Genomic DNA, 26204 nt, shown 5'->3' with positions numbered 1-26204 from the left:
TTGAGATCGAGCGACTGGAAGCGGAGATTGCCGCGCTGCAGAAAGCGCAAGAGACGAAAGAGCGAACGCCGCCACCCCTTGATTCCCTCGACCAAGAGATGCACGAGGCCATCCAACAACGACCGAGTATCCCTCGCTTCCGCGTTGATGCGCACGGTAACTTTACGCGGCGCGAGGAATCGTTCAACAACCTGCGTCCCCAACCAGTGGATGTCGACGCGATCCTTACGCGAACCCCAGTCGCGCAAGAGTCGCCACCCAACAAGAAAACCCCTCACCCTAACCCTCTCCCTGCAGGGGCGAGGGGACCGGAGCGCGGGGGCTCGGCTGAATGCCGGCGGGTACCTGAGCGGTTGCCGTTAAACCCTCGGCCCGCCGCGCTGGGCGGGGCATTTTTGGCGGCGACTGAGCCACGGGGGAGGCGTGTTGCTGTGGATGTGCTTTTGCCGATTGATCACGGCGGCAAATTGGGGCGTGAAAGAACCTGCTCCGCTGTTCCAGTCCTCGGTAACGTGCTGGATCAGCGAAGTGAACTGACGAAGGGTAGCCTTCCAATCACACGGCATTGCGTTCTCCTCAGCAGGCAGCGAAATGGAAAAAAGTGGGTGAATCGGGTTCCGTTTCCTGTACAGACCCACGCCAGGCCGGCAGGGTTCACGATCTCCAGGCCGAAGCCGGCGAGCGGCGGTAAAGAGCTTCGATGGCAAGAGCGACAGCGGCAAGTTACGGGGTCTCGCGATGGGCTAAAGGAACATCGACCAGCGGAAACAGGTCGCGCGGAAAGATCGTGGGATGCTGCGATTGACCGGCGGCAGCGGCATCGCTGGGGACCGTGGCCTGAACGTACTGAGCCACTTCGTTCAGGCTGATCTGACCATCGCCGTTGCCAGCGTATTCGCGGCGATCGGCACTGCCGGAAAGACCTTCGACCAGGCGCGCCGTGAAGCGTCCTAACTTCTTGGTGCGCTCTTCGAAAGCCTCTTCGTCCCCTTCGCTGGCCGTGATCGTCAGAATGACGTCCTCCTCCATGTCGCGCAGCATGACCTTTAAATCGTCCTGTCGCAGTGGTTGAATGGCACCACTATGGCACGTATCGAGGATTGCCACCTTGCGGCACGGCAGGCCTGCGAAGTAATCCTGAAACGCATCGGCCGAGATACACCGTTCGTACCGCCGTCCGGCGACATCGGTAAAGCTGCTGTCGCTGGTCAAAAAGAAGTAACGCTGCGATTCGACGTCGCGCACCCCGTGCCCCGACAGAAAGAACAGCACCACATCCTGCGGCCGCGCGTTGGATTTCAGTTGCTGCCACATCGTATCGGCGGCCACGTTCCACAGCGGCTGCGTGACGTTGTCGTCAGTCAGCACGATCGTCTCGATATCCATCTTGGCGGCGTGGGCCTTCAGCGTGTTGCTGAAAGCTTTGGCGTTTTCGGCGGCGAAGTCGAGCTGCGGGATCTGCTGATCGGCATAACGGCTGATACCGGCGGCTATGACAAACAGCCGCGGCGGTGCGACCCGCTGCCGCTGGGGCTGAGCGATCGTGAGGGATTCAGTGGCCGTGATTCCTTCGGTCGTCGCGGCGATCACGTCCAGGCGAATCCGGCTATCGGGCGGCAAGGCGACGCGCCAGCGCAGCTTGTGCTCGTGACCGAGGGAACTGGGATCGACGCTTACCTCTTCGTCGAGCGTTTCGAGTGCCGGCACTCCGTTGGCGAAGACCTTCGACGATACCAGTTCCGAACCAGCCGGAACATGAATCGTCGCTTCCACCACAACCTGCGAAGCGGTAAGTGTCTCGTCGCCGGTGGGTGAATCGATCGTGATTTGCGGACGCAGCGATGCCAGCGCCTCCAGGCGGTTATGCAGGTTGAACGGGACCGTCGTCTTGGCGACCTGCATCGCAGCGGAAAGACTTCCGGCATCGAGCAGGCGTTCCATCACGCGCGGCCGTTCGAGTTGCTGCTTTAGTTCGGCGGCCAGGAAGAAGTCGGGTGCCTGATCGATCCCGCGATTGATCTGCCAGCCGAAGATCTTGTGCCCGTTGAAGGACGAATCGTAGTAGCCATACGGTGTCCAGTAGGCCCACTCGCGATCGCTTGTCGTCACCAGCGAGGCCAGCGGCTGCCATGCGGGGTGCAGGTAGAACGGTTTTTGCTTCGCCCCATTGCGGGCAATTTGAAAACGCAGCATCGTTTCGCCACCGGTCGTTTGCAGCGTTTGCACGATCGCTTCGGCGGCATCGATGGTCGTTTCGTTGCGTTGTTTTTCATCGAAAGGAACGTCCGGATTCGCGTCCTCGCGCTTCGCAATCGACTGAATTACATCGCCGCTGCGAACCCCGCGATAGTACAGCGGACCATCCGCGATCACGTCGCGGGCAACGACGTTGTTGTCGACGACCTCGAAGTTTGCTCCCCAGGCATTTTGCGATGCCGACGAAGGTTGCGCTTCGTTCAGCTTCCAAATGTTCACCAGGCCATCGTCGCTGCCGGTGACCAGATAGCGGTAGTCGATCGAAACACCCACGCTACGAATCGCTGACGAGTGCCCACGATACTCGCGCACGACGCGCACGTTCTGCGGGTTCGTAATATCCAAGAGGTAAGCATGATTACGACCAACAGTGCCCACCACGACATGCGAAGGCGTCTTGCGTTCTTCATCGGGGGCCAGCCAGCAAACCGAAGTGATGCGAGCCGTTCCCGATATCGTCGACGGAATCTCGCAGTAGGGCTGTTCTCCTTGGAAGATCTCGAACACCAGCCGCGTTCCGCGATCAACGGCTTTTTGCTTCAGCGACCATGTTCCCTTCCATGGATTGCTGGGAATGGTCGGCGGTGGCGGCTGAACGACCGAGTACTTGCGCTGGGCCGTTTCGAACTGAATGGCCGATCGCACCTGGCCATCGCCGGCCGGGGAACGGATAACGATGCGGTAGTCGGCGTCGAGCGTGAACGCAACGTCCGACGGCGTAATGATCGGCGTGGTCAGCATGACCGGCGATTTCAGATCGGCCGTGTCGTACATCACGATGGCACTTTCCTGCGTGACGGCCAGGAACTTTCCGTCAGGGCTGAAGGCCGCGTCAGTGGCGATCGCCGCCAGTGGAAGCACGGCCGAAGGGGCCGCGGTGCCGCCTGCAGGCCAGTTCCAGAGACGAAGTTCAAACGGACCGCGCGGCGATCTTGCGACGATGGCGGCGACCTGGGTTCCATTGCCCGGCATGCAAACACTGCGGACGTTGGCCCCGGTGGCGATCGAAGTCGTCGCGCGGGGATTGCTCAGGTCGGCCAGAACGAGGGTGCCAGAGTCGCTGATATCGGCCGCGGCCAGGCGGCTTCCATTGGCACTACAGGCCATCGCGCCGATGCCGCCGGGGAATTCCTGGGTGATCGCACTGACGAGGGTCGCATCGGCGTCGGTCGCTTTCCAGCGACCGATTCGCCAGTAAGGAATGCCTTGCTCGCTGCGAACCGGCACTGGGAAGATCAACGTGTCGTCTCCGCTGGAGGCCATTCGGCTACCGCGCAGCCGCCACGATCGCAACTGATCGGGATCGGTCTTGAGCGTTTCATTGGGACTAGCACCGGTAGCGAACGACCATTTGCCGGTCGCCGGATCGGCCGTCCAGTATTGAACGGCTCCTTCGCTATCGAGCGAGAACAGGCCCTCCGGCAGCGCGGCCAGGTCGAGGATTTGCGAGCGTGGACCCTTTTCCAGGTCGAACAGGGTGCGCTCGTACACCATGCGGCCTTGATCGGCCAAGACGATCTCGCCAGTCAGGGCCGAAGCCCCGATGCCTGCGAAGGCGAATTTTCCCTGCATGGCGGCTAACGCGTGAATGTCACCGCGCGTGGCGCGTTGGACCTGCCAGCGTACGGGCGTTTCGTAGATCCAGCGCTGCGGCATGCTAGGCTGCGGTGCGGCGGCGATCCAGCTATGCACCATTTTGTCGTTGCCGGCGGCCAAGAGGCGGGATCCATCACGCGAGAAGCACACCGTTTGTACCGGCGCGGTCGGACCACCCAGATTGAGGCGTAACCACGGAGGATCTTCCGGCAACGCGACCTCTTGCACCACTTGAACGTTGGGTACCACATCTTCGCCGGCCAGCGGAATTTCATCGCTGGGCGAGAGCTGTGGCGGGGACGTTTGTTCCGATTGGATCGACTTTACCGGCAAGCCAGGGACCACGGATTCGTCAGGCAGGCCATCGTGCGAGAACTTAGGCGGCTCATCTTGACCTGGCAAAATACTTTCGGCCGGAAGGATTTCTTGGGCAACCGTCAGGGGTAGTGGAGCGATAACCACTACTAGGACAGAGAACCAAGTTTGAAGGAAACGTATCATCATGGTCTTTCGCAATAGCCGTATCCAGAGCCGCAGAAGGCAGTTTACAATGACCAACGAATTATTGGCCAGCGAGTTTTCGTCGAATCAACCGCAGGAGGAACCAATCGTGCGTCATACGGAATTGCTTCGACGCTTGGGATTAACGATCGCTGGTTGGTTGTGTTGCGTACTAATTGGAAACACGCTAACCGTTTCCCCGCTTTTTGCGCAAGACTCCCAGTCTACTGCCGCCTCGGCGCTCGATTCGATCTTCAATGTACGAACCGCGCCCGATGCGAAGAGCATGGGGATCTTCCAGGGAAGCTTCCTCGACGCGATTCGCCCTGAGACGCCCAGCATTCAAATTGCGTTTCTAGTCGACACGACCGAAAGCATGGCCCAGCAGCTGCCTGGCATTCGTGAGAAGGTTCCGCAAGTGATTGCCGACCTGAAGCGAGCCAGTGGAACGAAGGTTGAAGTGGCAATCGTTTCTTTCGCCGATAGTGGCAAAAGCAATAAACCGCTGGTCGGAATTTCCAACGGATTCTCAGGCGACGACACGGCCGTGCAGAAAATGATCGACTCGCTGCAGCCGCAGTCGGGGCGTCCTTACTTTCCGGAAGCAGTCGACCTGGCCGTCTTCAAAACGCTGCAAGAGTTGCCGTGGTCGGAAGATGAAAAGGCCACGCGCTGGTTGATGCTCATCACCGATGCACCGCCGTACGATACATCGTTCGACGAACCGAAGACGCAGTCGCGCCGCTGGTACGAAACCGATGCCCTGGTGAATGTCGCCAATCAGCGCGGCGTCAACATTCATGGGCTGCTGTGCGAAAGTGCCCCGGACGAACACGAAGCCTTCCTGGCGACCGTCGATAAAACCCGCAATTTCATGGGGCAGTTGACCTCGCGCACCGGCGGCTTGATGTTGGATCTCTCCTTCTCGCAGATCAAAGAGAAGGTGGCCAGTGCCGCTAAACGCCCGCGGGCCGACTTCGCGTTCGTGGGGGCGATCACCGATGAAGACATTACCCAGGCAAAAGAAGAAGCTCAGAAGCAGTTTGGCGACCTGACCTCGGTACGCGTCGCGATCATGCCGCACGTGCCGTGGAACGCGATGACCTTCTACCACGAAGATCCAGGCGTGCAGTTCGCCTCGCAGTTGCGTTACACCCTCGGACGTTTGCCAGGCGTGAAGACCATTTCCAGCCGCCAGATTGAAGCGGAGTTTCTGCGGCTCAAGTCTGGCCCGGTCGATCAATCGCAGTGGCCCCAGGCCCTGTGCCTGCGGCTGCGTGCCGACATCTTGATTGTCGGCGACCTGCGAGCCAACCGTGACTTGTTCGACGTTCAATCGCAGGTTTACGTGGCCAACTCGGCGAAGCCGATCGCGGCCATTTCGGCCAGCGGATCGGAAGATATCTTGATGGCATCGTACCTGAAGGCGATTCCCGAAACGCGACCCACGACGGGGCCGATGGTGCTGCTGGCCAAGGCGGTCAGCAGTGAACAGGCCAGCGATCTGCGGGAGTTCTGGCCCGGCATCCTGGGAACACTCAATACGACCGAGCAGGGGAATATGCTCGCGGCGATGGACTTGATCGAGAAGTCGGTCGACATCTCGGTTGATCCGGCATTACGCGTGAAGGATTTGGATGCCGCGATCGATCTATTGAAGCCAATGGCCAGTGGTGCCCAGGCCAACGCGTTCACCTATGCCTTACTGGCCAGCGCGAGCTACAACCTGGCCAAGACGCGCGAAGAGCAGGGGAACGCCGACGAAGCGAAGGGGGACATGCACAGTGCGATTGGCTACCTGACCAAGGCATTCGATGGCCGACGGCAGTTGAACGATCGGCTATTGCAAGCCGAGATCGAAGCCGATCATGCGTTGCTGGTCCGTAAGGATTTTGATGCGGCCGTTCGCCGTTATCAATCGATCACCGAGTTCAGCGAGGCCTCGCTGTTGAAGATGGCCCTGCGAGCTCACTGGATGCTGGCCGGCGTGCAGTGTGGTGACTGGGGAGCGAGCCAGGCGACCGACTTCACGCCCAACACCCAACTGGCCCGCCAACACCTGATTCACATCCTGGCCTTCTGGCCAGAGTCGGAAGAAGCCCACGTGATTCAAAAGTACATGCGGTGGGATTCCGGCGACGGAAAGACGGGCACGCCCTACTTCCCGAAGGAAGGGGAGTTGCTGCTCACCGCCAAGTAAGCGTTCTTCCTCCAGTCCCCTCTCCACCGTCTGCGGGGGAGAGGGTTAGGGTGAGGGGGCGTTAGTTTGCGTTGGCGTTCGCCCCGGCGGCCATGAGTAGCTGGACCAGGTTCCACTTGGTCGTTGTGCCGTCTTCGGCCAGGGTGACGACATCCATCGCGCCGGATGCGATGCGGACGAACTTGATCCGCTCGCCAGGGGATGGGGCGAGTGGCATGGGCGTGAGTGGATTACCATTCAGATCGATTGCGAACAGGGCACCGGCCGTGTCGACATATACGACCCAGCGACCATCGGCCGAAACATCGAAGTCTTCGACCAGTCCTTTGATGTCTGGCGGGGCAATGCTCGTCAGATCGCCGGTTTCGACATTCAGAATCGACAAGGGCTGAGACTGCCCCTGGGTGCTGAAGATCAGGTACTTCTGATCGCCGGTCAGTCGGCTCACGATCAACCCTGAACGAAGGTCGGCGACCTGTTTGGATTGGGCGGCGGCGTCCCCTTCGGCCAGCTGAATGTCGAGCAGCTTCGAATCCGTGAACGCGAAGAAGCGGTTTTCGGAAACGGGATGTAAGGCCAGGACTTCTTCGTCGAGATCGGCTATTTCAAACGAACTCGTCCCTGCACCAAACCCCTTGACGGACCACTTTTGGCCCTTTCCATCGATGCCGATGGTAAAGCAGTGCATGCCATCGGGCGTGAACCCGACCGCTACTACCAGTGACGAAGAAGCAAACTGCTCGCTTGTCTTGGTGATGGGCTGTTCCCCTTCGCCGACTGTCAGAAGGGCGACTCGGTTCTGATCGTGTCCGACGACGATTGTATCGCCGCGAGGTGACAAGGCCGAAGGTCCTACCTCGCGGTAGCTGGCATTGCCTGGTTTGCCGAGGTCGATTTCATACGGCTTAGCGGAACCATCAAGTGGTACCACCTCAGCAGAGCTGTCCTGGATCAGCACGGCCCAGGGCATACGGCCTGGCAGGTGAATCTGGTGAGGGATCGTGCTGAGCGAAATGTCTTCGGTTCGCTTTGCAGGCTCGTCCAGCGGTACGATGCCGAGTTTACTCGAACCGTCAGCACTTAAGGCTGCGACCAATTGATTCGGAAGCAGCGAATAAGAAACCACCGCAGGCGTTCCCTGCAACTGGGCCGATTCGGAAGAAGGTTTGTCTTTCAGGTCGGGGTACAACACCGCGGCTCGGGCAAACTCCTGGGTGGCTTCGTCCCATTTGCCTTGGATGGCCATGTTGGTGATGTGTACCAGGATCGACTTAGCGGGGATTGGCTGCAGGGCGACTTTCCAGTCGGCACGGGCTAACTCTTCATAGGTGTATTGCTTATCGAACGGTTCGTACAACCAGTCTTCCGAGCGAGCGTTGACGAGCACCTTGTCGGTTGGCAGTAGCTGCAGGTTGGCCGCCGAAGTGCCGGACAAACTGGTGTCGTCACGCGGTTCTTCAGGGAGGATGCTGATGTCGTAAATCGCTTGCTCTGGCGAAAAGACGATCGTGTGCGGATCTAGTTGCGGGCCGGTGCTGGTGTTGTTGTCGCCGCTCAAGAAGAAGCTTGCTGCCAAGATGCCGATCAGCAAGGCGACCGCAATGGCACCTCCGACGATTGGCGAGAACGACGATGCCCGTTTGGTTGCGGCAAGCGGTGCTTCGACCGGCGGAGCAAGCGACTTGGCGAACTCGACGCAGTTTTTATAGCGCTGCTTGGGATCGGTGGCGGTTGCCTTGCCGAGGACGGCTCGTTCGTGGTCCGATACGAGGGGGAACTGAAGTTTGCCGCGGACGTGAATGTCGACCAGTTCGGCGAAGGAGACGGTTGGTTCGAACGGCAGTGTCCCGGTTCGCAGTTGGTAATAGGTAATCGCCAGGGCGTATTGATCGGAGCTGGAAGAAGGAATCCGCTTGATCGATTCGGGCGACATGTAGCACAAGCTACCGACGACGCTGGTGGCCTCGGTGTCGTACTCGCCAAACGCCCCAGCGACGCCAAAGTCGCCGACCAGGACCGAGTCGCCGGCAAACAGCAGGTTGGCAGGTTTGATATCGCGATGTTGGATGCCGACCTTGGTGCCGCCGACATCGTGGACTGGAGAGTTGAGGAAGTCGATTCCACGAGCGGCCTGAACCATGTAGTCCATCAGCTGATCGCGGGGGATCCCCCCTTCGGTAAAGCTCTTCAGGCGCTCGTCGAGGCTTCCTTCGGCCAGCGTCATGCTGACGACCAGGTACTGAGGATTGTGGAGCGTTTGTGTTTGCTCGATGGCCAGCGTTTGGGCGGCGTTCTTTTGTTCTTTGGCCTGGTTGCGGATCAGCAGATCGATCTCGTGGTCGTCGAGGACTTCGCCATCGTAGCCCAACAACCACATGGCATTCACGCTGCACAGATTAGCGTGCTTGATGCGTTTGACGGCCTGGATCGACTTGAGTTCGCGAATGCCGGTCTTTTGCTGCAGCGCGATGAATTTGAGGGCGACCAGCGTTCCGCCTGGGCCATCGGCAGCCCAGACCTCGCCGAATTGTCCGCGGCCCAGAAAGCGTTCGAGCCGATAACCGGGGATTGGCTTATCTCCCTTGTTAAACATCGCCAGATTCCTGGTAGCAGAGACGAAGAGGGGAACTGCGTGAGTTCTAGCATAGGTTGAAGTTTGGACCCACCCCACCAGAAGAGGCAAGTCCAATTCTGAAGATTTCGACGATTGGGAGCGATTGTAGGGGCTGGGAGATCGCGCGGATGCCGGGCGTGGAGCGATTCGTTTTCTCGAAGCGATTTCGATACAAAAGCACGCCGACGCCGGGAGGGAGATGACCGGCATCGGCGTGCTCGAGGCTTGGGATTGTTGAGGACAGGTTTATTCTTCCTGCGCCTGAACCATCCACAGGTGTTTTTCCAACTGGCTGGAGATGGCGATCAACAGGTCCTGGCTGACCAGGTCGAGGTCGTCGAGTGTTTCGATCGAGCTGCGAAGTTCGCCGATGGTGGTGGCCAAGGCATCGGCGACGGCCTTGACGGTGGCGTCGATGCCGACAAAGCCGTTGGCATACGCGGCCAGGGGCGTTTCCTGCGCGACCGTTGCGCTGCGGCCATCGGGGGAAAAGCCGATCATGACCATTCGCTCGGCCACCTCGTCGGTCCCCTCGCGGGTTGTCAGCAAGATCTCGTCGAGCTGCAGGTGCACGGCGCGGAAGTTTTTCCCAACGACGTTCCAGTGGGCTTGCTTGAGGAGCAAAGAAAGATCGATCAAGGCAATCAGGTTCTTCTGGAGCTCTTTCGCGGTAGGCTTGGCTTTCTCTTCCGCGAGTACGTGTCGTTTGAATTCCATGGGGGTTATTCTCCTGGTTGTTGGGGGAAGGGCGGACCCATCCCGATCGTCTAGCGGGAACAACTACCAGGGAATGAAAATTTCATGCCAAGCGGCACGGAAATGAGTGGGGGACTTGGCTATTCGCGGATTCCTGCGATATGATCTTGCTATAGAAAGATTCGATATAACTTGAAACGAACAGCTTTTAACGTGATTCGTTTATCAAGTCTCAGTACGTGATGTTTTCGGGGACGTGGCCCAAATCGGGGATGGGCTGGCCGCTGATCGATCGCCATGGGCGATTGGCAACCCTTCCCCTCGGACATGATGAGCATCTTAGTAACGCCTAAGTGCTTGAAGGTTCACGGTTTGATCGCTCTAATAATAGTGCGATTTTTACCGGATTTCAGACCTTTCATCACCGGTTAGGCAAAGCCAAGGCCAGGAGCCCCTTAATGCCAAAATTGCTTGTGATCGATGATGACCGATCGGTCCATCGGTTGGTCGAGAAGACGTTCGAAGGAATGGACGTTTCGGTACTCTCTTGCAGTACCGCGGATGACGGTCTCGGGATAATTCGCAATGAAAGTCCCGACGCGTTGCTGTTGGATATCATGCTGCACGAGGCCAACGGGCTGGAAATCGCCACCCAGATTCGCCACCTCGATCCGAAGCTGCCGATCATCTTTATTACCGCCATGAACGACAGCGATACGGCCATTCAGGCCATGTCGCGGGGGGCGTACGATTACCTCCTCAAGCCGCTCAACAAACAAGACATTCAAGACCTGGTCGAGCGGGCCTTCGAAACGCGGCGGCTGATGCAGTCGCCCGTCCATATGCAGGAAGCGGCCTCGACTCCGGAAAAGGGAGACCTGCTGGTTGGTCGCAGCCAGGGGATGCTGGACGTGTACAAGAAGATCGGCCGCGTGGCACCCCAGGATGTCGCCGTGCTGATCTTGGGTGAAAGTGGCACGGGTAAAGAGCTTATTGCCCGGGCCATTTATCATCACAGTTCCCGCCAGAGCGAATGCTTTATGGCAATCAACTGCGCGGCGCTATCGGATACCTTGCTGGAAAGCGAACTGTTCGGTCACGAAAAGGGTGCGTTCACCGGGGCCGACCGGCGACATATCGGTAAGTTCGAGCAGTGCAACGGCGGGACGATCTTCCTCGATGAAATCGGGGACATGTCTCCTTCCACCCAAAGCAAGGTCTTGCGGCTGCTGCAGGAACAGAAGTTTGAACGCGTGGGTGGTACCGAGACGATCGAAACCGACGTTCGTATTATCTCGGCGACCAATCGCGACCTGGAACAGATGATCGAAGATGGCGAGTTCCGGCTCGATCTTTATCACCGGCTCAATACGTTTCAGATCAACCTGCCACCGCTGCGCGAGCGGGGAGACGACGTTCGGCTGCTGCTGGAACACTTCCTGTCGCGTTTCAATAAGTCGCTCAACAAGCAGGTCTCTGGCATCTCGGACGATGCGGTTGATTTGCTGCTAGAGTACTCGTGGCCGGGCAACATCCGCGAACTGCAGGCCGTGCTGCGGAAAGCGATGCTGATGGCGATGGGGCCGGTGCTGGTGCCAGAGTTCTTTCCGTCGGAGCTGCACGAGAACGGTTCAGCGCAAACACCAATTCCTGCCGAAGATAACGCGACCGAAGCCGGCGCGGATTTCAACAAGTTTCTGCGGACGCTCGAGTCTTCGGATTCGACCGAGATGTATGCCGAAGCGCTCGAGTGGATGGAACGTCAGCTACTGACGCGGGTGCTGACCGTCACCGAAGGGAATCAGTCGAAAGCGGCTGAACGCCTGGGGATTACCCGAGGTAGCCTGCGGAACAAGATTCGATCGCTCAATATTTCGATCGACCACGTGATCAATTCCGACGACTAGTTGGAAGGCATCGTCGACCGGCGACCGTTCTCGTGTGGTGTGGTGCATTTGCCGAAACGGCTTAAGTTCTCGCGCACGTCCAGCAGGTGATCGAGCTGGCGTGCCAGGCGGCGACGCCATTTGATGTCGGTGATTTGTTCGATCAGAACATGAAAACGACGGATCATGCGATCTTCGGTCTGAATGATCTCGCACAGTAGGAACTGGGACTTCGAGAAATCGCCCAGCGAACGCAGGCGTGCTCCCAGGGTATAGATTTGATTCAAAAACGGGGAAGGCTCGCGGGAAGCTTCCGGCCTGGGGGTGCCAGCCATCTGACGTAGTTGCCGTTCGACTTCGCTGTGTTCTTGGGCCAGCGAGTATAGTTGCCTGGCGACATTGGTATCGCTGACCTTGCCGGCCGAATCGACGAGCACCATCTGAAACTCGTGCAGACCTTGAATAACCTCCGCGACAATCGGCGGAATGTCATTGCTGTTGTTCGCGTACATTTCCATGATGATCTCGCTCTATGAGTGCAAATAGTTTTGTCCGCGACAAACCGAGTCCGCCTCGTTTTGCGGTGCGGGTTGTTGGCTCCTAGGAAAGATTGCCCCGTGTGAAAGTAACGCCGGGTGGCTCGGGAGGGCTGGCACATCAACCCTCCCGATTCATTTACATTCTAGGCAACAGGGCGACGTACGGCACCTGATACCAGGCTGATCAGGAACAAAACGAGGAACACGAAAAACAGAATCTTCGCGATACCAGTGGCCGCACCAGCAACACCGCCAAAACCAAGAGCAGCGGCAATCAGTGCGATCACGAGAAACATAATGGCCCAACTTAACATGGCTCGATTCCTTATCTGGAGGAAGTGATTGATTTTTGGAAAGTCGACAAAGTTGTGAATCTCATGTCGACTTCGTTCTGCCAAACACTAATTGCAGATAGCGTGCCAATTCCGTTTTTTACGGCAGTCAGATGCCGAAAACAGGCTTCAAAGCACGATTTTGGCCCTCTTGAAGGGCCCTTATGCCAACACCTGGTCAAGATCGCTCCAGAAGAAGCTGGCATTGGTCTGGGACGAACCAAAAGAGAAGAGGCCCGTTTAAGGACGATAGTTTTGCAGCGCCTTGTCGAGGCGTTCCATCTCGCTCTTGAGCAGCTGCAAGGCGTCGGTAGCCTTGTCCAGTTCGTCATGCTTGCCGATGCGTTCCAGGCTGTACGCGGCGTTGACGACGCGCTGGGCACCGAGATTTGAAGCGAGCCCTTTCAAATTATGGGCTGCCCGATGCAGATCACCGGACACTTTCGATTGAATCGCCTGCTCGATCTCTCGGACAAGCTGTTTGGCATCTTCGTCGTAATAGACGATGAAATCCTGGAATAGTTCCGCATCGTTCCCCAGGCGCTTCATGGCACCGGCGTAATCGATGATCGGGGTCGAGTTCGAGCCGAAGTGTTCGTCCGGTTCCTGCTCGTATTCGTGTCCGTTGCTGGAAGCGGTAGAGCGGTCTTCGGCTACGCTTTCAATCAGACCTAGCAACTGCTTCACGTCGAGTGGTTTCGAGACGTAGGCATCCATGCCGGCTTCTAGGCACTTTTCGCGATCGCCCCGCATGGCATGGGCGGTCATGGCGATGATCGGCGTGATGCTGTCAGTGCCACGTTCCAGGGCGCGGATCACGCTGGTGGCTTGAAACCCATCGAGAATCGGCATCTGGACGTCCATCAGGACCACGTCGAAGGACTGCTGCTTGAACAGTTCGACCGCTTCACGTCCGTTCTGGGCGACGGTCACGCTGTGCCCTCGCTTTTTGAGCATCGTAGTGACCACCTTTTGATTGGCCGGAGTATCTTCGGCCAAAAGCACCGACAAGGAGGCCAGTGGTTGTGCGCTTCCTACTGCCGATGGCGGTGGGGGAGACTGCGGTGCTGTGAGTCGCATCGCTCGCAGGATCGAGCGAATCAGGTCTGTTTGCGTGACCGGCTTTTGAACAAACGCGGCAATCTGGGTCGAGGCTTCATTTTCGCGGAACTCTTTGCGATCGGCGGAAGAGACCATCAAGATGACCGGCGATTCCGATTCAGGACGCAGCTTGCGGACTTCCCGAGAAAGCTCGTAGCCGTCCATGCCCGGCATCAGGGCATCGACAATGATCAGCGGAAACGACATGTTGTTTTCGAGGTTTTGCCGCAAGATGCCGATGGCCTGTTGGGCATCGTTGGCGGTGATCGGATTCATGCCCCAGGTGGTCAGTGTTTCGGCAATGATCTTGCGGTTGGTGGCGTTGTCGTCGACGACCAATACCGGCAACTCGCGCAGCTTGTCGAACGGTAGCGAATCGATCGTATCCATGTTCTGACTGACTGGCAGATCGAACGAAAGACGAAACGAAAAATCGCTGCCTTGGCCGACTTCACTTTGTAGCGACAGGCGGCCTCCCATCATCCGCAGGAGCTCGGAACTGATGGCCAGACCCAGGCCAGTACCGCCGTGAATGCGGGTCGACGAGGAATCGACCTGGGTGAATGGTTCCAGGATCCGCTGCTGTTCCTCGACGGGAATGCCAATCCCCGTATCGCGGACGGTGAAGCGGAAGCGGGCTTCATCGGGCCAGATACGAACCACTTCCACCGCCACGACAATTTCCCCTTGTTCGGTGAACTTGATGGCGTTGCTGATCAAGTTGGTCAGGATCTGACGCAGGCGAATGCCGTCGCCGATGACCTCGCGCGGCAAGTCGCGGGGAATGCGGCAGACCAGTTCCAGCCCCTTGGCAAATGCCGAGCTCGAAAGAGTTTTGATCGATTCCTCGACAACATCGGCCAGGTTGAAGTTCTCTTTGATGATCGAGAACTTGCCAGATTCGAGTTTCGAGAAATCGAGAATGTCGTTCAATAGCGTCAGCAGCGAGTGGGCCGAGTCGTTGGCGGTGGTCAAATAATCGCGTAGCTGCGGCGTCAACTCTTCATCCAAGGCCATTGAGGTCATGCCGATGATCGCGTTCATGGGGGTGCGCAGTTCGTGGCTGACATTTGCCAGGAACTCGGCCCGCGTGCGACTAGCGCGAATGGCCGAGTCGCGGGCACGCTGGAGCTCTTCTTCGGCCCGGCGGCGCTCGGTGATGTCGCGCTCGATGGTGGACGAGCCGACAACCTGACCGGTCGAGTCGATCACCGGCGACATGGTCACGCTGACGGCGATTTTGCGGCCATCCTTGCGAACGCGAGTGGTTTCGAATTCTTCCAAGCGCCGTCCCAGCGAGACGGCTTCCAGGATTTCCGGCTCTTCGATCTCTTGATCATCGGGAAGAATCAACTCCGACATTCGCCCAACGGCTTCTTCCGCGCTGTAACCATAGACGAGTTCCGCCCCGTAGTTCCAGCTGGTGATGCGGCCATCGAGCGATTTGCCGATGATCGCGTCGTACGAGGAATTGACGATCGCGGCCAGGCGGGCCCGCTGTTGTTCGAACCGCCGCGACTGGGCGATCTTGCCCATCTCTTCCCCCACGCGCCGGACGATATCGAGAAGGGCCCTGTCTTGCTCGACCTTTTCGGTATGAAAGAATTCGAGAATGGTGACGACATCGCCGTCGGCGATAACGGGAAAGCCGAACGCACTGCGGATAGGGATGCCGTGGTACGACTTCATACGGATCATCTCCGTAATTTCCGATTCCACCATCCAAACGGGTTCACGACGTTTCCAGATCGTACCAGGCAGCCCTTCGCCGTAGCGAAAATGGGTTGATTGGGTCTTCGAGACGAAGTCGGAGATATCGTACCCAGGCTCGGCGTGCCAGATGTGGGAAGAAGAAAGCATCAGTCCGGAATCGTACGGCATCCAGACATGACCAAAGGGCCATTCGATCTGCGTACAGATCAGGTCTAGTAGACGCTGCAGCGATTCAGCGAATGTTTCTGCGGTGACTGCGTGGGAAGTGGCTTGCGAAAGTAGCTCGGCTTCGAGCAATTTCCGGCTGTGCAGTTCTTCCTCTTTGCGCCATTCGGTAATGTCTCGGACGAACGCGTGGAAGTAAGTCTTTCCGCCGATCGATACGCGACTGATGGAAAGTTCGACCGGCAACAGATTGCCATCCGCTCGGCGAGCAACCAGTTCCAGGCGTTGACCGCTGTTCTCGGTATCGGTGAGCGTCCGAATGCTCGAGATGATCTCTTGTAGGTCTTCGGCTTTGAACAAGTCGGTCAGACGGAGTCGAGACAGCTTTTTAGGCCACTGGAATGTCTTGTTCGCCCGGGCGTTCCAATCAACGATGGCACCGTTGTCGTCGATTGCGATGATGGCATCAGGAGATGCGTCAAGAATAGACCGTAGCCGTTCGTCCCAAAGTTTCTCGGTGGGCGGTTTTAACGACATCGGGGATTCTGACCTAACTCTTTTAGTGTCCGTCACTAGCCAGCGAGACCCTCTTGGGTCGTGTAAGCACTGACGCCTGGCTAGTTTTCATTCAATTTGTTTGTCGCATGACCTTACCATTTCCACTCGATTTTGAAACCATGTCTCGCGAGGACCATGGCCGCGGCAAAGGTCGGGCGGCGAAAAGGTACTGATCAAAACAGCAAGATAAGCAATAGCACAATGATCAGGATGGTGGCGATCCCGCCACTGGGCGCATATCCCCAGCTGCGACTATGAGGCCAGGCTGGAATCGCGCCCATCAGAATCATGATCAGAACAACCAAGAGGACGATTTCTAGCAGACCCATCGGGAATCTCCTGCGACTGGGGTGTTGATTTGAACAGGTCAATGAATGGATTAGCAAAGCGCGTACCAAAGGTTAGTGTCGCGGCGATATTCGGGCGTTGGCATGCAGAAAGCCAGGCAAGACAGGCGAGATTGATCGCCACGAAATCAGACTGATTCAAAACACATCGCTCGCAGGGAGTTGTCGGTCTCAAAGTGTGGGACATCGCACGGTTTTCGGGTCGCCAGCTTTTCTTGGCACGCTACGTGCGACTGGTGGTGTTGCCACGCTCGTAATCGGGTTCGACGGAATGGTTCGTTGAACTGCCAGGGGCAATCGATCAACCACTGATTCAAGGAACCCAAACGATGAAGAATCGACATAAAGGTAACGCACTTGTTGGAATTCTGGCGGTCATCGCCGTGCTGGTGATGATCTTCGCAGGTCTGGGGCTGACGTTTGGCTGGGTCACGTTTAGTGATTCGCCTGACAAGAGCACCATTGAACTAAACAAGGTCGAGTTGAAAGAAGATACCGACCAGGCGGTGAAAGCCACCGAGAAGTTCATTAAGGAATCGGCCGAGTCGGTGGAACAAGCCACGGAAGAAGCGGCTGAAGAAATCAAAGCCGACGCCGATCAGGAAACCGTAACGCCAGTTCCGGAAGAGACACAGCCGCAGCCGGTTGAGCCTGAGAAGGAAGCAACCTAACCGAGGCTTCAACGTCAGGCTGAATGGGTCGCGATTACCGACCGTTGGATGAGCATGGAGAAGGGGTATCGATCAATGGTCGATGCCCCTTTTCTTTGGGCCTGGCTGCTTTCGGGTGGCCAAAGTGTTCGCTGCACGATCAATCGATCACCGTGAATCGTGCGGACGGCTAAGTATTTGCCCAATGGCATGCTGATTGCAAATGAGGGAAGTACTTCTCGGATGGTCCAAGAAGGATCGCCGATGGGCGAATAGCTGGAATATCGGTGAGCCAGAGGAGTAAAGACATGACACTCGAAACCAAAACAAAACTATCGCCTGAAACCCTTTCGATCGTGCAAGAGCTGATCAAGATTAACGTCGATAGTCGCGATACGTTTCAGGAGTTGGCTGACGCGACCGGCAACGCTTCAGTGGCGATTATGTTTCGCGAGCTTGCCAGCGAGCGAAATCGGAACGTCGCCGAGCTTGAATCGCTGATGAGTATTAATCGGGCGAAAGCAGACGAATCGGCCAGTGTCGCGGCAACTTACCACCGCATTGTGATCGGACTGCGCAGTGCACTAGGGGCTGGTACTGCCACGATGCTCGATGAAGCGGAAACGGCCGAAGAAAAGATTCAACAGAAGTACGAAGAGTTGCTCAAACGCGAGCCTGGCTCGGCCGTCAGCGACATTCTTCATCGCCAATACGGAACGATCCGAGCGGCTCATGAACGCGTGCGAGCAATTCGTGACGCACACCGCCGGGCAACCTAGCACGCGGGGGCAATCCTCCCCTCGCATCCTTACTTTGAATTTGACCTTTCCCAAGGAAACTGATTAATGACTGCTATCGCTAGAAACGAAGGAACCGCTGACGTCATTCGCATTCTGTTGGCCATCATTCTTCCACCGGTGGGTGTGTTTTTTGAAGTGGGGCTGGGGCTTCACTTCTGGCTGAACATTTTACTGACGCTGTTTGGTTATATCCCCGGTATCATCCACGCTGTCTGGGTGATCTTACGTAAGTAACCGCACTGAAAGAGCCCCCGGACGCCCATGTTTTCGCGCAGCTGCCCGAGTGAAAGCATGGGCGTTCTTAATTTCTTGCGGTGTAAGATCAGCCGCCGGTGAAGTAATGCTTGCTGTAGATCGGCAGGTGTCGGTAGTAGACTTCCAGCATGTAGGTACACAAGCAGGTCATGAAGAGCCGGCCAGCTTTCACGCCGTTCTCGTCGCGTGCCGGATCCCAGCTTCCTTTCTCGCGACCACGTTTTTCCTGGTTTTCAGGTATGATCTGCCGCATGTCCTTGTTCCAGTTTCGCCAGGCATCTCCTTCCAGGTGATGGGCGACCTGGGTGGCGTAGTACCAGTAGTAAACATCTGGCTCTTCCCACTGGATGGGGTTGTCCAGCAGATAGTCCATTCCTTCGACCAGCCGTGGATCTTCCTGGTTCCAGCCGCGGTACTGTCGGCAAAGGAGACCTTCGGCGGTCATCGTGGGCGTTGGCTTTTCTGCCCGGGAAACGCGGTACTGATAACGGCTACCCAATTCAAACTTTTGCCCGTCCTTCGGTTCCGACGCGACCGTTTCCAAGAACCTATCCACATTCACCAGGGCCTCTTCCGGCACGTCCAGCTTCCCCATCCGGGCACTTTGCAGCGCCATGAGAAACCAACCACTGACCGATAGATCGGACTCAACCCTCTCTGTGTACCGCCAGCCCCCTTCGGGTGCTTGCCACTCGAGACAGTAGTTGATCGCGGATTGGGCCTTGGCCTTCAGTTCGGGATCGCCGGTCATCGCGTACAGTTCGCACAGAGCAATCGTGGCCTGGGCTTGCGTGTAAGGGCGATGCTGATTGATGATTCCGCCTGAATGGACAAAGTTTCCGTCAGCATCAAGCTGCCGGAGCAGGTACTTCCAACCTTTTTCCACGGTGGCGGCATGGGTGCCGGCTCGATCGGTGTGCCCGGCACCTTGGAAAGCGAGCAGGGCCATGGCGGTAGCGGAGACTTTGTTCTCGATGCTCGATCCGTCGGCGTAGTTGCCTTTCAAGCTCCACGAACCGTCTTTCATCTGGTTGCGTTTGAGCCAATCGAGTGCGTCGGCAACGGCCTGTTCGGTGGTGGCGTTACCGCCGTAGGCCTTGAGCAGCACCCGCCGCGTGGCTCCATCGCCGCGCGCTTTCAAGTCGACGCCAGGTGTATCTTGGTTGTCCAACTTGGCCGCCTCGGTGCCGATCAGGTCGACATTCATCAGCGACTTGGGCATGGGCATCTCGTTGGAATCGATCAACGTTTCAAGCGCCCCTGAATTGGCATCGACTTCAAACTCTTCGGTATCAAGGACGAGGATCTCGTGTTCGAGTTGTTCGCCGAGTTGTTCGGAATAGGTGGCCTCGACCGTGTGTACATCCTGGTGATAGGTGGCCACGGTGAAGAGAGCCAGCAAAATGACGATGGCGAAGTGGATGACGAGACTGACCGCCCAGGCTGGGGTCTCGTGAATGGCGAGCCCGCGTATCTTCTCGACCAGCGGCTGGTCCTCGGTCGATTCGGTCTCGACGAGTGACGGAGCTGGCTTAGGCTTCTCAACGACAGGAATTACCGGATGCCAGCGACGCTTCTTGGGATGCGTTTGGGCAGAAGTCGTTTCTTGGGTTGGCTGCGGGGTTTCGCGCTTTGGCTTCGGCTTTTCTGGTGGCTTGGCCGGAGCTTGGTCGTGGACTGGCTGAGTGGTCGCTGAGGCCGCAACTGCTTCCTTCTCGACTGCGGGGGACTTGGGCTTCGGCTTTGCCGCTGGCTTAGGGGCAGGCTGCTGTTCCGCTTTCGCAATGGGCTTCTTTGCCTGGGAAGCAGCCGGCTTGCTGTCGGCCGGTTTGGCTTTCGCTGCTGGCGGAGCCTCGGCGGAAGGCGCAACGGGCTTCGGTTTCGCTTCAGGCTTCGGAGCAGGGGAGGGAGGAGCCTGTGGTGAGGGAGTTTGCGGCGACGGCGCTTCAGGAGAGAGGGGTGCCTTGTTGGTCTTCTTCGCGGCAGGCGTCTTCAGCGGCTGAGCTGTCGGATTGCTGAGCGGAGCGGGAGAAGTGGGAACGACGTTCCAAGCATCAGCGCTCGCTGGGGCAGCACCGAACGAAATCGGAGCCTTTTTGGGGCCTTGGCCGCCTGAACTCTTCTCTTCACCAGGGTTGCCGGTGTCTGGCGAGTTTTTCGGTGAAGTATTGTCGTCTCCGGACACGTAATCGTGAGCTCCGTGTTAAATGCCGCAATCCCTTGCAATGTTAGCGCTTAGGAGAATTTAGGTGCCAATTATCGTCGCGCCAAAGCAATGATATCCCTTTCCCGAATTTAGGACACAGTCGAAGTCGGCGAATATAACGATTGTGCCAGGAATTCCGAGGAAAATTGACGCGAGATTCATCTACCACAGCAAATCGTCCAGAAAAGCACGCAGGCCCCCTGGACAAAGAATGATCGATACCTAAAATTCAACATCTCACAAACGACATGAAACGCCGTTTGTACTCATTGACGCGGGGTGGAGCAGCTAGGTAGCTCGCGAGGCTCATAACCTCGAGGTCGTCGGTTCAAATCCGGCCCCCGCCACTTAAACCCTGGTTTAGCAAATAGAGCTGAACCAGGGTTTTTTCGTGTCTGCTCTGATGCTGGGCTAGAAGTGCTTCGGTTTATCCCATAAACACAGAACGAGTTGCGCAGACGCGTTTTCTATTCCCGATTGTCTCTGTCTAAGTGAGACATAACCCGACCTATCTCAGCTAGAGCCCTCTGACGCTCAATTTGGCGTTTGTCTCACCGATTTTGTAGAGACACCACCGCCGGGTTAATAGGGTGTTGGGTTCGGTAGAGTGAGGCAGACGCGAACTGGTGTCATTAGCGGGATACAAGATGCGATTGTCTGGAAGCGTTTTCTGTCTCTATCCTAGCGCTGGTTGCCAATAAGAAGTTCCAGCGAACTGTCTAAACGCTGTCGAACCTCCGGACGAGGATTGGAAAGCAATTTCCAGGTCATTCACACCCGCCATGTCTCAATCGCCCGACATTAGCTCAGTCAAGCGATTCCTAGCCGAGACGGCATACTCAGCCGATCAATATAGTATCGAGCCTAGTTGTCCAGCTTGAGCTCTTTCATAAGTTCGGTCAATAGACGCGACTTACTACCTTGCAGCAGCCCCTTTTGTGTCTTGGGATGTTTACGCTGCCGATCTGCGGCTTCAAGAAGTACCTCTTTTCCAGTTTTCTTGATTAATTCGTTCAGCTTGGATGTTGCCTCATCGGTTGTCATTCCGTCGCCATCGGTGAGCAGAACGAACAGGGCGTATGATTCAGGCGTCGGATAGAAATCTTCCTGCCGTCCGGCGGCGAGATACTCAGCCCAGTCACGCATGGTTTCGTATTGCTTTGCGAAGTGATCTGTCGCCTCCGCGGCCGCTGCAAGACGTTTGAGGTCGCTCGCTTTCGCGTCCTCTATTCCCTGGTACTTTACGCCTTCACGTATACCCAGATGCTTACGAATGGCCTTTACCCAACGATTGAAAGCTGGCAGGGCCGCGTCAGGAACACCTCCATCCGTAGCATTCATGGTAATCTTTGCGAACACCTTATTGGGATTATTGGGACTGGTGGTGGCTGCCGCATGCAGCAATTGGATGTCCTTTTCGACTAGAACTTCGGCAAATTGCTTTCGCAGTGCATCGTAGTCTGCTTCGCCCGGTTTCGTCTTCCAGAACTTCCTTCGGATTTCCTCGATCTGAGTGAAGTTGACGTCTTCGTTTTGTACGGCGGCAACAATTTGCTGACGTTGAAAGCCACTTCCGGTTCCAATGCGATTGAGTTTCGGATTGAACGTTCTGCCAGGCTTGGGCGAAGGTTCTCTATTTCCACCGCCAAACGATTCCGCCGCACATCCAGCTGCGGTTAGTACCAACATGGTCATTGACAAAACACCAACAATGTACGAGTTGCCTCGCCAAAGCATCTGAGACTTTCTCACGTTAACTTCCCCTTTGAGAAAATTTGTGGAATTCATACACGCATTCAAATTGCGAATCATGAGTAACTAGCGAATGAGATAGACAAAAAGCCAAAGTAGTCCAAGAATCGTGGCTCCAATGGCCATGACTGCGACGGCAAAAAAGGCCATAAACAAAACCGATAGCGTCAGGTGAAGTGAGATGATTGCTGTCCACTTGATCGCCTTGGGGACGAACCATCCCGCGATGGCGAATCCCAACAGGCTAAGGCCGCCAGTAAGATCCAACTGAACCGCCAAAACCAGCATTACGAAGACCCCGGTGAACTTGAAGACTAGCCCGACCCAACCAGGAACCCAGGCAAACCAGTCCTCGAGCAGTTCACAAACGAATTCGGTCCACTCTTCACCGAATTCTCGGGCCGCGTCGAATATCGTTTCACCACTTGCACCAACACTTTTAGCGCTACCGTCAAAGAAAGTCGGCCCAGTGTACGGTTGTCTGCCTTGCCAGTTGTCGTACGTCTGTCCGCCGAGCATGCTCATCGGGCTGGCAACGTTTCTTGAACCATCGATTTGTGCAGTCCAGTAGTCGTGAAGATCGTTTTCGTTCAAAACGCTCCCCTTTTCGTCGAATTCTTGGCCAGTCTGCCCTCATCATGGTTGGCGTGGTTTATTCCGATTTCGTGCAGCCGTAGTGAAGAAAAAGTTTCTGGGGTCAGAGAGACCACGAGCAAACATCGCCAAATTTGGTTAGGAAGAAACCTATCAGTTTGGCAAACAGATCGAGATTGTAGGTTTCGCCTGCGACCGATTAGTTGCACCGCGCGTGCTCTTGGGCGACAATCAGCCATCGGCCAAATCGTGGGGATTCATGGGGAAATTCAACGTGTGGACGATAGGTGCTCGCACGAATACTTGGGTAGGAAAGTCACGAATGAGCGACCCACTGGATCCAGACGAGAAAAGGTGGGATCAGCCTCTGTACGACGAATTGCATCGGCTTGCACAGCGAGCGTTAGCCAAGGAGACGCCTGGACATTCGCTACAACCGACTCTTCTCGTTCACGATGCGTATCTACGTCTGCAAAAGCAGCAGAATCTGAACGAAGACGATCGATCTATGATGCTCGCGGCCGGAGCAAATATTATTCGACGCCTGTTGGTCGACTACGCACGACAACGAAAATCCCAGAAGCGCGGTGGCAAAACGGGACGTGGAATTCCGTTGCACATTTCCGTTGCGGAAGACGCCAATAGGATAGATGTCCTTGAATTGAACGATGCCCTTGAGGCGTTTTCCAAGGTCATGCCACGCGCCGCTGAAGTCGTCGAGTTAAAATTCTTTGGCGGAATGACTGGAGACGAGATTGCCAACAAGTTGGGGATTTCACTTCGCTCAGTCAATAACGATTGGAAATTCGCGAAAGCATGGCTGTACCGTGAGTTAGGTAGCTTTTCCGAGAGTGAAAACGAAGATGACGATCGATCCTAACCTGGAACGACTACAGCAAGCATTTCTGGCCGCGCTGGAGGTACCAGAGGACCAACGCGATGATTGGTTGGAAAGGGAGTGTGGTTCGGACGCGGCGTTACTTCAAAATGTTCGATCCTTGCTGGGCCATGCCAATCCAAACAATGATCTACTCGAGCAATCTCCGGATAAGGCAATTGCGGATTTCACGCTGACCGACCCTGACGCTCCCATTCATCTTTCATTGAGTGAGGGCGACGATGTTTCGGTCGACTGTGAGCACTTCCTATCAAAGCTTTCCGAGGTAGGAATTCTAAGCCAAGCCGAACTAGATTCGGTTTGTGAACATCGACCAGAGCAGTCCGAAATGCCTGATCCGCGTACGCTCGCCGCTCAACTGGTTCAGGAAGGGAAACTGACTCAATACCAGGCAACAGCACTCTTACGCGGCGAACCTGAGTTGCTTATCGACAAATACCTGATTGTTGATTTGATCGACGTCGGTGGTATGGGAATGGTATTCAAGGCCATTCATCGCGGCATGGATCGTGTGGTCGCCGTCAAAATCATTTCGCCCAAGATGTTGGGTTCATCGGACCATGTGAAACGTTTCCGGCGAGAGGTTCGTGTTGCTGCCACGCTGGAGCATCCTAACGTGGTTCGTTCTTACGACGCGGACGAATCGCGTGGTATTAATTTTCTCGTCATGGAGTATGTGCGCGGAAAGAATCTCAGGCAAATCGTCCGGGAGTCTGGGCCCATGTCGCTCGATCAAGCTGTAGACTCGATTCGCCAGGCGGCGGTGGGCTTGGATTATGCTCACCAGCACGGAGTCATTCACCGCGATATTAAGCCGGGCAACCTGTTGCTGAATAACCAGGGCACGCTCAAGATCCTCGATTTGGGCCTGGCACATGTGGATGAGTCGCTGAGGCAATTGGACACCAATGGCGTACAAAGCCGAGACGCATCAGTTATTGAAAGTGAAATAACGTCCGCCGGAATGATTCTAGGTACTGCATCGTTCATGGCACCGGAGCAATCTCTGAATTCGCATCTTGTCGATGCGAGAACTGATATCTATAGCCTCGGATGCACGCTCTTCTACTTGCTCACAGGGGATCCTGTTTATCAAGGCGATACGGTTTTCCAAGTGTTAGTACGGCATCGAGAAAGTGAAATCCCGAGTATCTGTGAGATGCGAGCCGATGTACCAGAGTCGTTGAATACCGTGTTCCAGCGAATGGTCGCGAAAAGTCCGGACGATCGCTTCCAGTCGATGCATGAGGTTGTCGAGGAAATTGATGCTTGCAAAATTGCCCCGCCTAAGCCAGCACCACGACACCAATCCAGGCGCGAAGTGAAGAAGGTCGACGAAAGTGTTGATCCATCGGCAGACAAGAGTTCAGAACCCGAAAGTAGAAGCCAAGCCAGGCTTTACGGCACAGTCTCGGTACTTGCCGGGACGATTGTCGCTGCATTTGTACTTACCTCGCAGTGGTTACCTCTGTGGCAAGGAAAGACCACCGATATAGAACCTTCGTCTGTCAAAACAATATCAGCCGCGGACCTTTTGGCTACGGGTAACTGGTCCTGGCAAGTCCAAGAGAATTTAGGACCAGTGATTAACTCGCGAGAATTTGAAATTGCTGCCGATATGACCAATGACGGATGTACGATCGTATTCACTTCGGGGCGTGAATCTGCCAAACGAGGTAACCGTGATCTCTGGATCGCTACGCGTAACTCCATCGATGAAGAGTGGGAGGAGCCTAGTCGTTTGCCGTCAGAAATAAATTCACCTGACCAGCTAGAAAACGTTCCACGGATAAGTGGCGACGGATTAACTCTGCGATTTCATAGAGGAAGTACCCTCATGATCACGACACGTTCGTCAGCGCACGACCCGTGGTCTGAACCAACTGTTGATCCTCTCGCGACGCTTTTCAACGGCAACTACCAAGTTACTAAGGATGAACTTACTCAGTTTAGTTATGTGTTTTCACACATAGATACGGACCAACAACGGCGTTATCTCCTTAGGTATCGTCGTCGCCCCTCAATCAATGAATCCTTTGATGAATTCACGGACGATCTCTTGCCGGCCACAATGAAGTTGAATGGCCAGATGACTTTAAGCAACGATGGACGGCTTCTTATCTATTCTGCTAACACAACTCCGATGGAGGCGAAACCCGTCTTTCGATTGTTTTTCATTACTCGTAGTGATTGGGGTAGGCCTTGGTCAAGCCCGCAACTCTTGCTTCCCGATTTGCCAAGACCAAGCGCCGCTCCCGCCTTTGTCATGGATGATAAGACTTTGCTACTGGTAAACTCAGACGGTGACGGGCAAGGGGCTGGTGATATTTGGATCGCTCGGCTTAAAAGAAATGACGACGATCGCCAGCGCTGAGCACGTAACCACTTCCATTCGGCAAGTTAGGTCTTCATGTTTCAGCCGTTCGTGAATCTGAATGAGATTCAGAATGAATTCCTGATCGTAAGATAAGCGACTGATGAGGCTTCAGAGTGTGTAGTTTTACACACATTCACTCCGGAGCTTGATTGCGAACGCATGTTGTGA

The 26204-nt window shown here is 56.1% G+C and carries 19 protein-coding genes and 1 tRNA gene; 8 read left to right on the top strand and 12 right to left on the bottom strand.

Annotation, left to right across the window (positions count from 1 at the left end; genetic code table 11):
- The 3 genes from C5Y96_RS27875 to C5Y96_RS20490 form a co-directional block, all read right to left on the bottom strand.
- Positions 1-248: hypothetical protein (locus tag C5Y96_RS27875; protein ID WP_214609077.1), on the bottom strand; the 248-nt coding region annotated here is incomplete at its 3' end.
- 111 nt (positions 249-359) lie between these two features.
- Positions 360-566 (bottom strand): hypothetical protein, encoded by a 207-nt coding sequence (locus tag C5Y96_RS27145; protein ID WP_146115751.1) that lies wholly within the window; start codon positions 564-566, stop codon positions 360-362.
- Between the two features lie 157 nt (positions 567-723).
- Complete coding sequence (locus tag C5Y96_RS20490; protein ID WP_105357233.1) at positions 724-4356, bottom strand: caspase family protein; 3633 nt, start codon at positions 4354-4356, stop codon at positions 724-726.
- 46 nt (positions 4357-4402) lie between these two features.
- On the opposite strand from C5Y96_RS20490, the gene C5Y96_RS20485 reads away from it, so the two are divergent.
- Positions 4403-6553: a vWA domain-containing protein gene (locus C5Y96_RS20485; protein ID WP_158261342.1), complete on the top strand. Its 2151-nt coding sequence runs from the start codon at positions 4403-4405 to the stop codon at positions 6551-6553.
- Positions 6554-6614: 61 nt separating this feature from the next.
- On the opposite strand, the gene C5Y96_RS20480 is transcribed toward C5Y96_RS20485, so the two are convergent.
- Positions 6615-9146 (bottom strand): WD40 repeat domain-containing serine/threonine protein kinase, encoded by a 2532-nt coding sequence (locus C5Y96_RS20480; RefSeq protein WP_158261341.1) that lies wholly within the window; start codon positions 9144-9146, stop codon positions 6615-6617.
- 267 nt (positions 9147-9413) lie between these two features.
- Complete coding sequence (locus tag C5Y96_RS20475; protein ID WP_105357227.1) at positions 9414-9884, bottom strand: Dps family protein; 471 nt, start codon at positions 9882-9884, stop codon at positions 9414-9416.
- A 437-nt stretch (positions 9885-10321) separates the two neighbouring features.
- Here C5Y96_RS20475 and C5Y96_RS20470 point away from each other — a divergent pair, with 437 nt between their 5' ends.
- Positions 10322-11770 carry a sigma-54-dependent transcriptional regulator gene (locus C5Y96_RS20470; RefSeq protein ID WP_105357225.1) on the top strand — a complete coding sequence of 483 codons (1449 nt, stop codon included), beginning with the start codon at positions 10322-10324 and terminating at the stop codon, positions 11768-11770.
- On the opposite strand, the gene C5Y96_RS20465 is transcribed toward C5Y96_RS20470, so the two are convergent.
- The 4 genes from C5Y96_RS20465 to C5Y96_RS20450 form a co-directional block, all read right to left on the bottom strand.
- On the bottom strand, positions 11767-12267 hold the full coding sequence (locus C5Y96_RS20465) for a hypothetical protein (protein WP_105357223.1): 501 nt from the start codon (positions 12265-12267) through the stop codon (positions 11767-11769). The genes C5Y96_RS20470 and C5Y96_RS20465 overlap by 4 nt on opposite strands.
- 164 nt (positions 12268-12431) lie before the next feature.
- Positions 12432-12602, bottom strand: coding sequence for a DUF1328 domain-containing protein (locus C5Y96_RS20460; protein WP_105357222.1), 171 nt, complete (start codon positions 12600-12602; stop codon positions 12432-12434).
- A 258-nt stretch (positions 12603-12860) separates the two neighbouring features.
- Positions 12861-16136, bottom strand: coding sequence for a response regulator (locus tag C5Y96_RS20455; protein WP_105357219.1), 3276 nt, complete (start codon positions 16134-16136; stop codon positions 12861-12863).
- Positions 16137-16330: 194 nt separating this feature from the next.
- Positions 16331-16486 (bottom strand): DUF3309 family protein, encoded by a 156-nt coding sequence (locus C5Y96_RS20450; RefSeq protein ID WP_105357216.1) that lies wholly within the window; start codon positions 16484-16486, stop codon positions 16331-16333.
- Positions 16487-16833: 347 nt separating this feature from the next.
- Between C5Y96_RS20450 and C5Y96_RS20445 the strand changes: the two genes are divergently transcribed.
- The 3 genes from C5Y96_RS20445 to C5Y96_RS20435 all read left to right on the top strand — a co-directional run bounded on the left by C5Y96_RS20445 (position 16834) and on the right by C5Y96_RS20435 (position 18188).
- The gene (locus C5Y96_RS20445; RefSeq protein WP_105357213.1) at positions 16834-17175 is read left to right on the top strand and encodes a hypothetical protein; all 342 of its coding nucleotides are present in this window, start codon (positions 16834-16836) and stop codon (positions 17173-17175) included.
- A 287-nt stretch (positions 17176-17462) separates the two neighbouring features.
- Positions 17463-17933, top strand: a complete 471-nt coding sequence (locus tag C5Y96_RS20440) for a PA2169 family four-helix-bundle protein (protein WP_105357210.1) — start codon at positions 17463-17465, stop codon at positions 17931-17933.
- A gap of 66 nt (positions 17934-17999) precedes the next feature.
- Positions 18000-18188 carry a YqaE/Pmp3 family membrane protein gene (locus C5Y96_RS20435; RefSeq protein WP_105357208.1) on the top strand — a complete coding sequence of 63 codons (189 nt, stop codon included), beginning with the start codon at positions 18000-18002 and terminating at the stop codon, positions 18186-18188.
- A gap of 88 nt (positions 18189-18276) precedes the next feature.
- Here C5Y96_RS20435 and C5Y96_RS20430 read toward each other — a convergent pair whose 3' ends face one another.
- Positions 18277-20394: a prenyltransferase/squalene oxidase repeat-containing protein gene (locus C5Y96_RS20430; protein ID WP_105357205.1), complete on the bottom strand. Its 2118-nt coding sequence runs from the start codon at positions 20392-20394 to the stop codon at positions 18277-18279.
- Positions 20395-20688: 294 nt separating this feature from the next.
- Here C5Y96_RS20430 and C5Y96_RS20425 point away from each other — a divergent pair.
- Positions 20689-20762, top strand: a tRNA-Met gene (locus tag C5Y96_RS20425).
- A 517-nt stretch (positions 20763-21279) separates the two neighbouring features.
- Here the strand turns inward: C5Y96_RS20425 and C5Y96_RS20420 are convergent.
- Together C5Y96_RS20420 and C5Y96_RS20415 are read right to left on the bottom strand one after the other, a co-directional pair.
- Positions 21280-22167 (bottom strand): hypothetical protein, encoded by an 888-nt coding sequence (locus C5Y96_RS20420; protein ID WP_146115750.1) that lies wholly within the window; start codon positions 22165-22167, stop codon positions 21280-21282.
- 66 nt (positions 22168-22233) lie between these two features.
- The gene (locus tag C5Y96_RS20415; RefSeq protein ID WP_105357201.1) at positions 22234-22761 is read right to left on the bottom strand and encodes a hypothetical protein; all 528 of its coding nucleotides are present in this window, start codon (positions 22759-22761) and stop codon (positions 22234-22236) included.
- 322 nt (positions 22762-23083) lie between these two features.
- On the opposite strand from C5Y96_RS20415, the gene C5Y96_RS20410 reads away from it, so the two are divergent.
- Both C5Y96_RS20410 and C5Y96_RS20405 read left to right on the top strand, forming a co-directional pair.
- The gene (locus tag C5Y96_RS20410) at positions 23084-23641 is read left to right on the top strand and encodes an ECF-type sigma factor (protein WP_105357199.1); all 558 of its coding nucleotides are present in this window, start codon (positions 23084-23086) and stop codon (positions 23639-23641) included.
- The gene (locus tag C5Y96_RS20405; RefSeq protein ID WP_105357197.1) at positions 23625-26033 is read left to right on the top strand and encodes a serine/threonine protein kinase; all 2409 of its coding nucleotides are present in this window, start codon (positions 23625-23627) and stop codon (positions 26031-26033) included. Before C5Y96_RS20410 ends, C5Y96_RS20405 begins: the two co-directional genes overlap by 17 nt.
- The last annotated feature ends 171 nt before the right edge of the window (positions 26034-26204 follow it).

The organism is Blastopirellula marina (assembly GCF_002967715.1).
Taxonomy (GTDB): domain Bacteria; phylum Planctomycetota; class Planctomycetia; order Pirellulales; family Pirellulaceae; genus Bremerella; species Bremerella marina_B.
Note: the sequence above shows the minus strand (reverse complement) of the source record. Positions and strands in the feature narration are given on the sequence as shown.

Excerpts from the sequence above, each read along its gene's own strand:
- C5Y96_RS20455 (WP_105357219.1), bottom strand. The coding sequence starts at position 16,136 with ATGTCGTTAAAACCGCCCACCGAGAAACTTTGGGACGAACGGCTACGG.
- C5Y96_RS20440 (WP_105357210.1), top strand. The coding sequence starts at position 17,463 with ATGACACTCGAAACCAAAACAAAACTATCGCCTGAAACCCTTTCGATC.
- C5Y96_RS20485 (WP_158261342.1), top strand. The coding sequence starts at position 4,403 with ATGACCAACGAATTATTGGCCAGCGAGTTTTCGTCGAATCAACCGCAG.
- C5Y96_RS20435 (WP_105357208.1), top strand. The coding sequence starts at position 18,000 with ATGACTGCTATCGCTAGAAACGAAGGAACCGCTGACGTCATTCGCATT.
- C5Y96_RS20470 (WP_105357225.1), top strand. The coding sequence starts at position 10,322 with ATGCCAAAATTGCTTGTGATCGATGATGACCGATCGGTCCATCGGTTG.
- C5Y96_RS27145 (WP_146115751.1), bottom strand. The coding sequence starts at position 566 with ATGCCGTGTGATTGGAAGGCTACCCTTCGTCAGTTCACTTCGCTGATC.
- C5Y96_RS20475 (WP_105357227.1), bottom strand. The coding sequence starts at position 9,884 with ATGGAATTCAAACGACACGTACTCGCGGAAGAGAAAGCCAAGCCTACC.
- C5Y96_RS20480 (WP_158261341.1), bottom strand. The coding sequence starts at position 9,146 with ATGTTTAACAAGGGAGATAAGCCAATCCCCGGTTATCGGCTCGAACGC.
- C5Y96_RS20460 (WP_105357222.1), bottom strand. The coding sequence starts at position 12,602 with ATGTTAAGTTGGGCCATTATGTTTCTCGTGATCGCACTGATTGCCGCT.
- C5Y96_RS20490 (WP_105357233.1), bottom strand. The coding sequence starts at position 4,356 with ATGATGATACGTTTCCTTCAAACTTGGTTCTCTGTCCTAGTAGTGGTT.
- C5Y96_RS20410 (WP_105357199.1), top strand. The coding sequence starts at position 23,084 with ATGAGCGACCCACTGGATCCAGACGAGAAAAGGTGGGATCAGCCTCTG.
- C5Y96_RS20465 (WP_105357223.1), bottom strand. The coding sequence starts at position 12,267 with ATGGAAATGTACGCGAACAACAGCAATGACATTCCGCCGATTGTCGCG.
- C5Y96_RS20450 (WP_105357216.1), bottom strand. The coding sequence starts at position 16,486 with ATGGGTCTGCTAGAAATCGTCCTCTTGGTTGTTCTGATCATGATTCTG.
- C5Y96_RS20405 (WP_105357197.1), top strand. The coding sequence starts at position 23,625 with ATGACGATCGATCCTAACCTGGAACGACTACAGCAAGCATTTCTGGCC.
- C5Y96_RS20445 (WP_105357213.1), top strand. The coding sequence starts at position 16,834 with ATGAAGAATCGACATAAAGGTAACGCACTTGTTGGAATTCTGGCGGTC.